Annotated in this window: 11 protein-coding genes; 9 read left to right on the top strand and 2 right to left on the bottom strand. The window is 65.8% G+C overall.

The window, feature by feature from the left end; genetic code table 11:
- Positions 1–67: 67 nt before the first annotated feature.
- The 5 genes from ligA to AC1MCA_RS03630 all read left to right on the top strand — a co-directional run bounded on the left by ligA (position 68) and on the right by AC1MCA_RS03630 (position 5,774).
- Positions 68–2,305, top strand: a complete 2,238-nt coding sequence (gene ligA / locus AC1MCA_RS03650) for an NAD-dependent DNA ligase LigA (RefSeq protein ID WP_479803279.1) — start codon at positions 68–70, stop codon at positions 2,303–2,305.
- A complete protein-coding gene (locus AC1MCA_RS03645; protein ID WP_479801291.1) occupies positions 2,302–3,120 on the top strand; it encodes an inositol monophosphatase family protein in 819 nt (272 codons plus the stop codon). Before ligA ends, AC1MCA_RS03645 begins: the two co-directional genes overlap by 4 nt.
- 26 nt (positions 3,121–3,146) lie before the next feature.
- Positions 3,147–3,650 carry a GNAT family N-acetyltransferase gene (locus AC1MCA_RS03640; RefSeq protein ID WP_479801287.1) on the top strand — a complete coding sequence of 168 codons (504 nt, stop codon included), beginning with the start codon at positions 3,147–3,149 and terminating at the stop codon, positions 3,648–3,650.
- A gap of 47 nt (positions 3,651–3,697) precedes the next feature.
- Complete coding sequence (locus tag AC1MCA_RS03635) at positions 3,698–4,081, top strand: RidA family protein (RefSeq protein WP_479801285.1); 384 nt, start codon at positions 3,698–3,700, stop codon at positions 4,079–4,081.
- A gap of 109 nt (positions 4,082–4,190) precedes the next feature.
- Positions 4,191–5,774, top strand: coding sequence for an HNH endonuclease signature motif containing protein (locus AC1MCA_RS03630; RefSeq protein WP_479801283.1), 1,584 nt, complete (start codon positions 4,191–4,193; stop codon positions 5,772–5,774).
- Between the two features lie 147 nt (positions 5,775–5,921).
- Here the strand turns inward: AC1MCA_RS03630 and AC1MCA_RS03625 are convergent, their stop codons facing one another.
- Both AC1MCA_RS03625 and AC1MCA_RS03620 read right to left on the bottom strand, forming a co-directional pair.
- Entirely contained in the window at positions 5,922–6,584 is a 663-nt protein-coding gene (locus tag AC1MCA_RS03625) for a response regulator (protein ID WP_108600199.1), read from the bottom strand.
- A complete protein-coding gene (locus AC1MCA_RS03620) occupies positions 6,577–8,370 on the bottom strand; it encodes a sensor histidine kinase (RefSeq protein WP_479801281.1) in 1,794 nt (597 codons plus the stop codon). Before AC1MCA_RS03620 ends, AC1MCA_RS03625 begins: the two co-directional genes overlap by 8 nt.
- Before the next feature lie 210 nt (positions 8,371–8,580).
- Between AC1MCA_RS03620 and AC1MCA_RS03615 the strand changes: the two genes are divergently transcribed.
- The 4 genes from AC1MCA_RS03615 to gatB all read left to right on the top strand — a co-directional run bounded on the left by AC1MCA_RS03615 (position 8,581) and on the right by gatB (position 13,615).
- Positions 8,581–10,065, top strand: a complete 1,485-nt coding sequence (locus AC1MCA_RS03615) for a CitMHS family transporter (protein WP_479801277.1) — start codon at positions 8,581–8,583, stop codon at positions 10,063–10,065.
- 146 nt (positions 10,066–10,211) lie between these two features.
- Positions 10,212–10,508: an Asp-tRNA(Asn)/Glu-tRNA(Gln) amidotransferase subunit GatC gene (gatC, locus tag AC1MCA_RS03610; protein ID WP_108598482.1), complete on the top strand. Its 297-nt coding sequence runs from the start codon at positions 10,212–10,214 to the stop codon at positions 10,506–10,508.
- 3 nt (positions 10,509–10,511) lie between these two features.
- Entirely contained in the window at positions 10,512–12,107 is a 1,596-nt protein-coding gene (gene gatA, locus AC1MCA_RS03605; protein ID WP_479801275.1) for an Asp-tRNA(Asn)/Glu-tRNA(Gln) amidotransferase subunit GatA, read from the top strand.
- Complete coding sequence (gene gatB, locus AC1MCA_RS03600) at positions 12,107–13,615, top strand: Asp-tRNA(Asn)/Glu-tRNA(Gln) amidotransferase subunit GatB (RefSeq protein ID WP_479801273.1); 1,509 nt, start codon at positions 12,107–12,109, stop codon at positions 13,613–13,615. The genes gatA and gatB overlap by 1 nt, the downstream gene beginning before the upstream one ends.
- The last annotated feature ends 164 nt before the right edge of the window (positions 13,616–13,779 follow it).

The raw sequence follows: 13,779 nt of genomic DNA, 5'->3' as shown, positions 1-13,779 counted from the left end.
GCTGGAGCCGCCGGTAGTAAGGCAAGATAGGTTTGTGAGCACAGTATCGGGCCCCGCAGGGAACACTATCGCCAGCACCCAGGACTCTCCGGAGCAGGACGCCGTTCCCTCCGGGTCAGTGCGTGAGGAATACGAAAACGTCGCTGACCTGGTCAGGAAATACAGGTTCGCGTACTACCAGGAAGACGAACCCCTGGTCTCGGATGCTGAATTCGACACACTTTTCCGCCGCCTGGAGGAGATCGAGGCGCTCCACCCGGAACTGGTGTCCAACGACTCGCCCACGCAGGAGGTGGGCGGCGAAGTCTCAGCCGCGTTCGCCGCCGTCGAACATCTGCAACGCATGTACAGCCTCGAAGATGTGTTCTCGCTTGGGGAGCTGGAGGCATGGATCACCAAGGCCGAGGCATCCGTCGCGAAAATCGGGAACGGCGCCGGCCGGCCTGCCTGGCTGACGGAACTGAAGATCGACGGCCTGGCCGTCAGCCTGTTGTACCGCGACGGCAAACTGGTCCGGGCAGCCACACGCGGGGATGGCACTACGGGGGAGGACATCACCCACAATGTGCTCACCATCAAGGAAATCCCGCAGGAACTGACCGGGACCGGCTTTCCGCCGGAAATGGAAGTCCGGGGCGAGGTCTTTATTCCGTCCAAGGCGTTCGCGGAATTCAATGAGGCCCTGATCGAGGCCGGCAAGGCGCCGCTGGCCAACCCCCGGAACGCCGCCGCAGGCTCCCTCCGGCAGAAGGATCCTGCGGAAACTGCGAAACGTCCGTTGAAGATGTTTGTTCACGGCATCGGTGCACGCGAAGGGCTGGAGACGCGGAGCCAGTCCGAGACCTACGCCGTGATGCAGCAGTGGGGCCTCCCCGTCAGCCCGTATTTCGAGGTACTGGGCAGCCTGCAGGAAATCCTGGCCTTCATCAAGGGCTATGGCGATAAACGGCACAGCCTGATGCACGAAATCGACGGCATCGTGGTCAAGGTTGACGATCTGGCCACCCAACGCGCCCTGGGTTACACCACCCGCGTGCCGCGCTGGGCCGTCGCGTACAAGTACCCGCCCGAAGAGGTCCACACAAAGCTGCTCGACATCGCCGTCAACGTGGGGCGCACCGGCCGGGTGACCCCGTTCGGCGTCATGGAACCCGTCAAAGTGGCAGGGTCCACAGTAGGAATGGCAACCCTTCACAACCAGGACGTCGTCAAGGCCAAGGGCGTGAAAATCGGCGACATCGTCGTGCTGCGGAAGGCAGGCGACGTCATTCCCGAAATCGTGGGTCCCGTGCTTGCACTTCGCGATCAGCAGGATCCGCCGGTGCGGGACTTTGTCATGCCCACCGAATGCCCCTCCTGTGGAACCCCCCTTGCCCCAGGCAAGGAAGGGGACGTGGATATCCGCTGCCCCAACGCCAGGTCCTGCCCGGCGCAGCTGCGGGAACGTGTGTTCCACCTCGCCGGCCGCGGGGCGTTCGATATCGAGGCCCTTGGCTGGGAGGCCGCCATCGCACTCACCCAGCCGGCAGAGCCGGAAGTGCCGCCGCTGACCACCGAGGCAGCCCTGTTCGATATCACCCCCGAGGATCTGGCCAACGTCAGGATCCGCCGGGAGAAGCGCTCCAAGGGAGTGGCAACCGGCGAGTTCGAACTCGTGCCGTATTTCTACAGCAAGGGCACAGCCAAGTCGCCGTCAAAACCGACAGCCACCACCGTGAAGCTGTTCCAGGAACTGGAAAAGGCCAAGGCCCAGCCGCTTTGGCGCCTGCTGGTGGCGCTTTCCATCCGGCATGTTGGCCCGCGGGCCTCACGGGCGCTGGCCCAGGCCTTCGGCACCATGGATGCCATCCGGAATGCGTCGGAGGAGGACCTGGCCCATGTGGACGGGGTGGGTCCCACCATCGCCGCAGCGCTCAAGGAATGGTTCGCCGAGGACTGGCACCTGGAAATCATCGACCGCTGGGCGGCAGCCGGGGTCCGCATGGAGGACGAACGTGATGAGTCCACACCGCGCACCCTCGAAGGCCTGACCATCGTGGTGACGGGCTCGCTGCCGAACTTCAGCCGCGACGAAGCCAAGGAAGCCATCCTGGTCCGGGGAGGCAAAGCGGCCGGTTCGGTGTCGAAAAACACCAGCTATGTGGTGGCCGGTGAAAACGCCGGGACCAAGCTGGACAAGGCCGAGCAATTGGGGGTTCCCGTGCTGGACGAGGACGGTTTCCGGGAATTGCTGGCGAACGGACCGGCTGCCGCAGCTGACGCCGGTGAAGCTGCAGCCAGCCAAACGAAGCAGGAAGCCGAATGAACAATCCGGAGCCCGTCACTGGGCTGCTTGGGGTGGCCAGGAGTGCCGCTGCTGCGGGAGCCGCCGTCCTGGCCTCACGGAACGGCGATGCTTTGGAAGTCAGCAACAAAGGTGACTCAGGTGACTGGGTCACAGCCTTTGACGTGGCCGCTGAGAACGCGGTGAGGAATGCGATCACCGCTGCCAGGCCGCAGGACACCATCACCGGCGAGGAACATGGCACCACCCGCCCAACGGAACCCAGCGGCTACCGCTGGTCCATCGACCCGCTGGACGGCACCACCAACTTCATCCGCAACATCGTTTACTACGCCACCTCGGTGGCAGTGGCGGATCCCGACGGCGTCTGGCTGGCCGGCGTCGTACACGCACCTGCGCTGAACCGCATCTACTACGCTGCGCGGGGACAAGGGGCATGGCTGGAGGAAAGCGGCCGGGTGACCCGGCTGGAAGGCCCCGTAGCAGGCCGCGCGGGCCAGATCCTGGCCACCGGCTTCAGCTACGATCCCGCCATCCGTTCGGAACAGGCCGCTTTGCTGGCGAACCTGATGGACGGATTCGCGGACGTCAGGCGGCTCGGTTCGGCTGCACTGGACCTTTGCCTGGTGGCTGACGGAACCCACGACGCGTACGGTGAGCGCGGACTGAACGAGCACGATTTCTCCGCCGGCGCGCTGATCGCCGAAGAAGCCGGCTGCTGGGTCCGGCGGCCCCGCCTGACCAGTCCGCTCGATGGTGGACCCACTGACGACGACAGGCTCGCGGCCTGGACTTGCGCCGGAACACTGGAACTCTCAGGGAAGTTTCCGCTTTGACCATGCCCGGCCACTAGCATTGTCGGGTGCAGCCGCAGATAACCATCCGACCCGCCGTTGAGGCCGACTTCGATTCCATCGCCCGGATAACCCGGAACTCCTACTTGGCCGCCGGGTATTTCGACAGCCCGGACCACCCCTACATGCGGCAGGTCCAGGAGGTCGCTGAGCGTGCAGCGAAGGCTACCATCTGGGTAGCCGAACGGGCGGGGCGCGTGGTGGGCTCCGTGACCCTGGCAGTTGCCGGCGAACCATACGCCGACATCGCCCTCGCGGATGAGTTGGAGTTCCGGATGCTGGTGGTGGACCCCGCGGTTCAGCGGAGCGGGGCCGGCAGGGCCATGGTGGAAGCCATCATTGACCACGCCCGCACCCTCGCGGGAATCAAGGCCGTGGCCCTCACCACCGGCAAGACGTGGGAGAGCGCCCATGGCCTGTACCGGAAAATCGGCTTCACACGCGTCCCGGAACGTGACTGGCTGGTACCGGGTACCGACATAAAGCTGCTGGTTTATCGGCTCGACGTCTAGCCGCCCTAAAGTGGTGCCGACTCATTTTCAGCACTGAAAGGCCCACCATGCGCAAAACTTTCGGCACAGGCTCCGTCTGGGAGCAGACCCTCGGCTACTCCAGGGCTGTCCAGGTGGACAACACACTCTTCATCTCTGCCACGGCCGCCAGCGGTGAGGACGGCATTGTGGGCGACGACTTCTACACCCAGACCCGGTTCATCCTGCAGAAACTCGGGACGGTCCTGGCCCATGCCGGCTTCAGCTTCGAGGACGTGGTCCAGTCCAAGCTGTACCTCACGGACATCAGCAAATGGGAAGAAGCAGGCCGGGCGCACGGCGAGGTCTTCGGCGAGATCCGTCCCACTCTCGCGCTGGTGCACGTCCTGCCCTTCCTGGACCCCAAGATGCTTGTGGAGATCGAAATCGTGGCGCAGAAGAGCGCCAGCTAACGGCGCCAGTAGGTACTGAGGATATGACAGTCATCCACCGGGCCCAGGTTTATCCACATAGGCCTGTAGCTTCGGGGTTTTTGTCAGTGCCCGGCGGGATGATGTGGGTATGGGGAACAGGGCAGCGGTTGAGGCGGCGGAGGCTGTTTGTGCCTCCGCCGCCCTGCTGCTCGCTGCGGCCAAGCGCGGGACTGACTCTGCCGGGCTGGCGGGGTCTGGCGGCCTCACGGGGTCCGCTAGGTGTCCCGGGACCGCGGACTCTGTCGGGCTCACAGGGGCCGCTGATTCTGCCGGGCTTGCCGGCTGTGCTGATGGGGATCCGTTGCGCCGGGAGGCTGATGGCTGGCTGGATACGCTGGCCCTGACTGCTCGGATCAATGCGCAGGTCGCCGCCGTCACCGTCCACGCAGCGGCGGGCTACGCAGGCACGGCCCAGGCTCTGGCGGCTACTGATATGTCTGACCGGGCCCACGAGATGGCGGTCGTGGCTGAGGTCGCGTGTGCCCTGACGGTCGGTGAACGGACCGCCGGGGCCCTGCTGGCCGAATCCCAGGCTCTGACCACTGATTTGCCGTTGACCCTGTCCGCACTCACGGCCGGGGAAATCTCGTGGCAGCACGCCCGGGTGATGGTGGATGAGACCACCAACCTTGACCCTGCGGCCGCGAAGGCGTTGGAGGGGCACTTCCTGGACCCTGACGCGCCCAACCCCCATCGTGGCGGCCCGGTCGGGGAACTGGTCGCGTCCCGGTTCCGGCATAAGGCCCGGACTTGGCGGGAACGGCACCACCCGGTCAGCATCGAAAAACGCCACACCCGGTCTGTGGCGGACCGGCGGCTGGAATACCGCCCGGACCGGGACGGCATGGCCTGGCTCTCGGCGTACCTGCCCGCGGACCAGGCCGCCGGGATCTGGAACCGCACCACGGCCGCGGCCCGGGCGCTGCAGGGCCCGGACGAGGACCGCACCCTGACCCAGATGCGTGCCGACATCACCGCCGCCCTGCTCCTCGAAGGCACAGGTGAGATTGCCGGCCAGCCGGGTGGGGGCGGAACCATTAGTGGGGGCAAGGGCGGAAGTGCCGTGGGGCGGGTCCCGGTGCCGCGGGCGCAGGTCCTGGTCACCGTGCCCGTCATGTCGCTCCTCGGTGCCACGGATGAACCGGCGATGCTGGACGGGTACGGTCCGATCCCGGTCACCATGGCACGCAGGCTCATCGCCGACGGCGCCTCCTCCTTCCACCGGGTCCTGATCGACCCGAGGGACGGTGCGCCGCTGGAGATCGGCCGGACCAGCTACCCGGTCACCAAAGCCCAACGCCAATGGCTCAGGCTCCGGGATGGCAAGTGCCCGTTTCCCGGTTGCAGCAACGTCTCCCTGGATAACGAAGCGGACCACCTCCTCGCGTGGGCGCACGGCGGAACCACGGCCATCAGCAACCTCGCCCAGCCGTGCCCGAAGCATCACAAGCTCCGGCACACCACAGGCTGGACACCCGGACCCGCCACCACGACCGAACCACCGGGCTGGATCTCACCCACCGGCAGACACTACGCCAGCGAACAACCCGACTGGGAACCACCACATTGGCCGGAACACCTGTTGGAAGACCGGCAGGCTTACCTGCCGGAGGCGCTCCTGCCCGCCGGCACAGGGTTGCAGGCTGATTCAGGCCCGCCCGGGATGCGATGACCCGTTGATCTGTGAGGGCTGCTGCTGGTGGTCTGCCCCAGGAGTGCTTGACGGCTACGGGCCAACGCTGCTTCGTCGACGTCCGCGGGTGCTGAACGCCTCACGGCTGACCGTTCGTTTCAGCAGGTCGATAGCAGCGGTTGGCCCCTATTGGGCGGGAAGGCCGTAGCGGTGTTCGGGACGGCCGGTGGTGCCATAGCGCAGCTGGATGTCAACGGCGCCGTCGTCGGCCAGCGAGGACAGGTAGCGTTGCGCCGTGGCCCGGGATACCCCCACGCGCGTCGCGACTTCGGCAGCTGAGTATTGCTCACCGGGAACGAGTGACTCCAGGACCGCGGCCTCCGTGGCCGAGCGGGGCTTGGCCGACGGCGTCACATCACCGGGAATCAGGGCCCGTTTGGCACGTTCCACAGCTTCCTGATCCAGTACGCCCGGCTGGCCCAGAATACGGCGGTACCTTGCATAGGACCTCAATTGCTGTGAGAGGGATTCAGCGGTGAAGGGCTTCAACAGATACCCCAGGGCACCGCGACGAAAGGCAATGCGGAGGGAGGCAGCGTCCGACGCCGCGCTGAGGATCATGGTGTCCACGTCGAGCTGCTGCAGCAAATCAAGGCCGGACGCGTCGGGGAGGTACACATCGAGCAGCACCAGGTCCGGGCGCAGGCTGTGGATCGCCTGCAGAGCCAACGACGCCGAACCCACCGGTGACAGCGCGAGGAATCCCGCCACTGAATCCACATAAGCGGCGTGCAGCTTGGCGACGTGGAAGTCGTCGTCCACGATCAACACCCTGTAATCCTCAGGCATCGTTATCCTCTCCAGCTGGGTCATTTCCAACTGAGTTACTTGCGGCTGCGTCGTTTCCGGCTGCGCTGCTTCGTGCCGTGGTGCGGGGCAGCGACGCTATAAATACCGCTCCCGGTCCGCCCCGTGAGCCGGCCTCCAGCACCCTCACGTCGCCGCCGCGGCGGCGGGCCAACTGCCGGGCCAGAGCCAGTCCCAGCCCCTGGCCACCACTGGACCAGCTGAAGCCGGGAGTCCCGGATCCGGCAGCCGCCGAGCCCGCAGCCGCTGAGCCAGCGGCAGTCGTATATCCCTCGGCGAACACGGCTTCAGCGTCCGCCCCGGCGCCCAACCCGTCACCTGAGTCGGCGACGACGATGTGCAGGGTACCGCCGTCGTCGTCCGGTTCATCGAGTACCTCCAGCTCCACCCAGCGGTCAGTGGAGGAGCCGGCCACAGCGGCGTTCACCGCGTTGTCGATCAGGTTGCCCAGGACAGTGGTCACGTCCTGCGGCTCGGTGACCTGGCCGCGGACCAATGTTTCGGGGCCGATCCGCAGGGTCACGCCGCGTTCGTCCGCCTCAACACCCTTGGCGCCCACAAAGGCCTGGAGGTAGGGGTCCTGCAGCAGTTCGGCCTGGTCCACAGGGAATTTCAGTGGCCCGGTGGCGGCGAGCCCGGCCAGGTAGTCGCGGGCCTGCTGGTGCTGACCGATACTCATCAGGCCGGCGATGGTGTGCAACTGGTTGGCGAACTCGTGGCGCTGGGCGCGCAAGGCGGTGGACATGGTGCCCACGGCGTCCAACTGCCGGGTCAGCTGTTGCAGCTCGGTACGGTCGCGCAGCATGATCACCCAGCCCAGGTCTTCGCGGCGGTGCAGGGCTTTGCGCGCACTGACCACCAGCACGCGCCCCCCGGCCACGAGCTCAACGGCCTCCGCCTCCCTGGCATCCGGCAGTGTCAGGGCTTTGAGCTGCTCCGGCACCGGCGCGTCGGCCCAGGGCGCCCCGGCAAGGTCCGGCTGCGAAAGAAGACGCTGCGTGGCGGCGTTGAAGACGCTGATCCGGCCATCGGCCGAGACTCCGATGACGCCGTCGTCCACGCCCTGCAGCACGGCCACCTGATCGTGGACGAGAGTGCTGATCTCCTCCGGTTCCAGGCCCAGCGTCAGGCGTTGGAGCCTGCGCCGCAGCAGGAACGATGCCAACACCCCGGTCAGCAGGGACCCCGCGGCAGCCAGTGCCACCGGCCCAACGTCCCGCGCAACAGTCTGGCTCACGCTCTCCATGGAATACCCCACGCTGACTTCTCCCACGATGGCGTTGGTACCGGGCGCATAGACAGGGACCTTGGCGCCAGCCGACGGACCGAGGGTGCCGGTGTTGCGGGTGGTCACCTCCCGGCCGGCGAGGGCTTCGGAGGGATCGGTGCTGACCTTTTCCCCCAGCCGGGCAGGGTCCGGATGCGCCAGCCGCAGCCCGGTCTCGTCCGTAATGACCACAAAGAGGGCACCTGTCCGGGTACGCGCAGCTTCGGCGGTGGCCATCAGCGGCCCGGCGAGCAGTTCCGCGGGCGGGGGAGTGCCGGGCTTTTCGCTGATGGACAGCACGTCGGCCCGTACGGACGGGTCCGAGGCTACGGTGCGGGCCAGCGTCAGGGCCTGGTTTTCGGCTTCGTCGCCGATCCTGCCGTAGGTCAGCCATGTGTGCACGGCGGCGCTGAGCAGAACCACCAGCAGAACCACGCCCACCTGCAGCAGCAGGGTCTGGGTGGAGAACCGCATCGGCGGCCGGGGCGCGGGGCGCGGCATGATCCTCCTTTGGCTCACACATTTTTGGCTGGAAGGGGCACCCAGTGAGATCACGTCGGGGGCCTCAGGGCGTGAGCACAATGCGCAAAATGCTCTGAATAAGCAGTATGCCAATCAATTGAGCCAAAGGCACAGCCGTGACGTCCGCCACCCTAATGTCTGTAGCACGCGTCACGCCGTTGTGGCGCTGTTCACAAGAAGGAGCCGGCCGTGCTGGTATTACTTGGATTCGCAATGATCGCGGTATTCATGGTGCTGATCATGACGAAGAAGTTGACGCCAGTGCTGGCGCTGATCATCGTCCCCACCGTTTTTGGCCTCTTTGCAGGTGCAGGACTTGGCATCGGGGACATGGTCCTGGAATCGATGAAGTCCATGACCTCCACCGCGGCCCTGCTGATGTTCGCCATCATCTACTTTGGCCTGATGATCGACGTCGGGCTCTTTGACCCGCTGGTGAAATTCATCCTCCGCAAACTGGGCAATGACCCCGCCAAAGTGGTCCTGGGCACCGCCATCCTCGCGGCCGCTGTCTCCCTGGACGGCGACGGTTCCACCACCTTCATCCTGACCACCGCGGCGATGCTGCCGGTCTACCTGCGGCTGAAGATGAGCCCGGTGGTCCTGACCTGTGTGGCCGGCCTGGCCAACGGCACCATGAACATCCTGCCGTGGGGCGGACCCACCGCCCGCGCTGCGACCGCCCTGAACCTCGACGTCAACGACGTCTTTGTCCCCATGATCCCGTCCCTCATCGCCGGCCTCGTTGTGGTCTTCGCTTTCGCCTGGCTGCTGGGCATGCAGGAACGCAACCGCCTCCGCGCCACCCAACCGGAAATCTGGGGCGTACCGGATACCGCTGAAAAGTTCGACGGCGGCACCGAAGCAGGCGACGGCGGCGCCCCCGCCGGTGGTTCGGGCTCAGTCCGTGGACGCACGGGTTCCGGCACCCCGGGCCCCGGTACTCCCGCCGTCGGCGGTTCTTCGATTGCAGTGCTCGAGCGCGCTGAAACTCTGGTGGATGACAAAGACACCGCCATGGCTGACACGGCCCTTGACCCCAACCGCTCAACGCTGCGTCCCAAGCTCATCTGGTTCAACCTGGGCCTGACCATCGCAGTCATGGTCATGCTGGTGGCTGACCTCGTGCCCCTGCCGTTCGTCTTCATGGTGGGCTCCGCCATCGCGCTGGTGGTCAACTTCCCGAACGTCAAGGAGCAGGGTGCGCAACTGATCGCCCACGCACCGTCCATCGTGGCCGTGGTCAGCATGGTCATGGCAGCGGCCGTCCTGACCGGCGTCCTGACAGGCACCGGCATGGTCGAAGCGATGTCCGCCTGGCTGGTTCAGATCATCCCCACGAACATGGGCCCGTTCATGGCCGTCATCACCGGCGTCCTCAGCATCCCCATGACGTTCTTCATGAGCAACGATGCCTTCTACTTCGGGGTCCTGCCCGTGCTGAGCGAGACCGCCGGGCACTACGGAATCAGCGCTGCCGAGATGGCGCGCGCATCGATCACCGGCCAGCCGTTCCACCTGCAGAGCCCGCTGGTACCGGCCATCCTGCTGCTCGTTTCACTGGCCAAGGTTGACCTGGGCGACCACCACAAAAAGGTGCTTTGGCGCACTGCTGTGGTCTCCCTCGTCATGCTCGGCGTGGGCATGCTTACCGGAGCCATCGGAATCGGTTAGTCTTATCCTGCCTGTGGCCGGCCCCCGGGGCCGGGACCACGGCACCGAGGTGCCCGTCTGAAGCCCGCTGGGGGTCGTCAGACGGGCACCGACGTTTCCCCACTAGACTGGTTCGGAAAACAATTCAAACTTTGCAGGGGAGATCCATGGCTGCGATCAACCGTGACGACGTCGCGCACCTCGCGCGGCTCGCTCACATCGAGATGAGTGCCGAAGAGCTGGACAGGATGGCCGGCGAACTCGCCGTCATCGTTGATTCAGTCAAATCAGTCAGTGAAGCCGCCGGCGACGACGTCCCGGCCACCTCCCACCCCATCCCGTTGAGCAATGTGTTCCGCGAGGACGTCGTGGGACACACCTTTACGGCTGAGCAGGCACTCTCGGGAGCACCGGACTCGGATGACAACCGGTTCAAGGTCCCCGCAATCCTGGATGAGGCATAAAACATGACTGAACAGAACCAGAACGGGTCCATCAGCGCTGAGCGCCTGATCCGTTCCTCCGCCGCCCAGCTGGCCAGCCTGCTCGCATCCGGCCAGGTCACCTCCGTCGAGGTCACCCAGGCGTACCTTGACCGCATCGCAGCTGTTGACGGCGGCGAACGCGGCGTTAACGCCTTCCTGCACGTCAACACCGAGGAAGCGCTCGCCGTTGCCGCCGAGGTTGATGCCATCCGCGCAGCCGGCGGCGCTGCAGCAGCGGAACTCCACGAACTCGCCGGCGTGCCCATCGCCGTCAAGGACCTGATTGTCACCATCGGCCAGCCCACCACGGCCGGCTCGAAGATCCTCGAAGGCTGGCACAGCCCGTACGACGCCACAGTGGTCAAGCGGCTCCGCGCGGCCAGGATGCCCATCCTGGGCAAGACCAACCTCGACGAATTCGCCATGGGGTCCTCCACCGAGCACTCCGCCTACGGGCCCACCCGCAACCCGTGGGACCTGGACCGGATCCCCGGCGGATCCGGCGGCGGTTCGGCTGCCGCCGTCGCTGCATTCGAAGCACCGCTGGCCCTCGGCACGGACACCGGCGGCTCCATCCGCCAGCCCGGCGCAGTGACCGGAACCGTGGGCGTCAAACCCACCTACGGTGGCGTTTCCCGTTACGGTGCGATCGCCATGGCCTCCTCCCTGGACCAGATCGGACCCGTCTCACGGACCGTCCTGGACTCCGCGCTTCTGCACCAGGTCATCGGCGGGCACGATCCCCACGACTCCACCTCCCTGCCGGACCCGCTGGCGGACCTCGTGGCTGCCGCCCGGACAGGCAACGTCGAAGGCATGCGGATCGGCATCATCAAGGAACTCCACGGCGAGGGCTACCAGGCCGGCGTAGAGAACCGCTTCAACGACTCCCTCGAACTGCTGAAGCAGGCCGGCGCCGAGATCGTTGAGGTCTCCTGCCCCAACTTCCAGTACGCCCTGGGCGCCTATTACCTGATCATGCCGTCGGAGGCCTCCTCCAACCTGGCAAAGTTCGACGGCGTCCGGTACGGCCTGCGGGTCCTGCCCGAAGACGGCCCGATGACCATCGAACGGGTCATGGGCGCCACCCGTGCCGCCGGCTTCGGTGACGAGGTCAAGCGCCGCATCATCCTGGGCACCTACGCCCTGAGCGCTGGCTACTACGACGCCTACTACGGCTCCGCCCAGAAGGTCCGCACCCTGGTCCAGCGCGATTTCGATGCAGCCTTCACGGTGGCTGACGTCCTGATCTCGCCCACGGCTCCCACCACAGCGTTCAAGCTGGGGGAGAAGATCAACGATCCGCTGGCCATGTACCTCAACGACGTCGCCACCATCCCGGCCAACCTGGCCGGCGTGCCGGGGCTGACCCTGCCGGGCGGCCTGGCAGACGAGGACGGTCTGCCTGTGGGCATTCAGCTGCTCGCTCCGGCCCGGGAAGATGCCCGCCTTTACCGGGTGGGTGCAGTCCTGGAGTCACTGCTGGAGGCCAAGTGGGGCGGTCCGCTGTTGGCCCAGGCCCCTGAACTTGCGGCGCAACCGGTGGCCGGACTTGTCGGAACCCAGGAGGCAAAATAATGATCACTGAAGCAACCCTTAGCTTCGAAGAGGCGATGGAGAAGTACGATCCCGTCCTGGGGTTCGAGGTCCACGTTGAGCTCAACACCAAGACCAAGATGTTCTCCTCTGCGCCCAACGTGTTCGGCGACGAGCCCAACACCAACGTCAACGAGGTGGACCTGGGCATGCCCGGTGTCCTGCCCGTGGTGAACAAGGCCGCGATCGAGTCCTCGATCAAGATCGGCCTTGCCCTGAACTGCAAGATCGCCGAATCCTGCACCTTCGCCCGGAAGCAGTACTTCTACCCGGACACCCCCAAGAATTTCCAGACCTCACAGTACGAAGACCCGATTGCCTACGACGGCTACCTGGACATCGAACTCTCCGACGGCACCATCTTCCGCGTGGAGATCGAGCGGGCGCACATGGAAGAGGACGCCGGAAAGCTGACCCACATGGGCGGGGCCACTGGCCGCATCCAGGGTGCGGACTTCTCACTGGTGGACTATAACCGGGCCGGTGTTCCGCTCGTGGAAATCGTCACCAAGCCCATCCAGGGCGCAGGATCCCGCGCCCCCGAACTCGCCAAGGCCTACGTGGCAGCGGTTCGGGAGATCGTCAAGAACCTTGGGGTGTCCGACGCGAAGATGGAACGCGGCAACGTGCGCTGCGACGCCAACGTCTCGCTGCGCCCGCACGGCCGCGAACGCTTCGGCATCCGCTCCGAGACCAAGAACGTCAACTCGCTGCGCGCCGTCGAACACGCCGTACACTACGAAATCCGGCGGCATGCGGCCGTCCTGGACTCCGGCGTGCCGGTCACCCAGGAGACCCGCCACTGGCACGAGGACACCCGCACGACGACGTCGGGCCGGGCCAAGTCCGACGCCGATGACTACCGCTACTTCCCGGAGCCTGACCTGGTTCCGATCGTTGCCTCCCGCGAATGGGTGGAGGAACTCCGCGCCACCCTGCCCGAACCGCCCGCGGCTCGCCGCAAGCGGCTCCAGGCTGACTGGGGCTACTCCGACCTGGAATTCCGCGACGTGGTCAACGCGGGCGTGATGGACGAGATCGAAGAAACCATTGCTGCCGGAGCTTCCGCCTCCGTGGCGCGCAAGTGGTGGATGGGCGAGATCGTCGGCCGTGCCAAGAACGCCGACGTCGATCCTGGCCAGTTGGGCGTCCAGCCCGCCACCATTGTGGAGCTCAGCAAAATGGTGGAGGACGGCAAGATCAACAACAAGATGGCCACCGAGGTCCTGGACGGCGTGCTCGCCGGCGAGGGCACCCCGGCGGAAATCGTTGAGAAGCGCGGCCTGGCCGTGGTATCCGACGACGGACCCCTGCTGGAAGCCATCGACGCGACCCTGGCCGCACAGCCGGACGTTGCCGACAAGATCCGCGGCGGCAAGCTCCAGGCCATTGGGGCGATCGTGGGCGGGGTTATGAAGGCCACCCGCGGGCAGGCCGACGCCGGCCGTGTCAAACAGCTGATTCTGGAAAAACTTGGCGTAGAAGGCTGATTGGTCTGATTTAACCCAACCGGGTCGCAGTTACTGCTGCGGCCCGGTTTGGCGTTAAGCGGGATTGGGTGTGTACCCGGTTGGCGCTGCACAGTACTCAGTTTCCACATGGCCCAAAGTACCCGTGTTCAGGGGAGGTTCCCGGTCCTACACTGAAGTTCCAG

This window comes from Arthrobacter sp. BK1, assembly GCF_056680055.1.
Note: the sequence above shows the minus strand (reverse complement) of the source record. Positions and strands in the feature narration are given on the sequence as shown.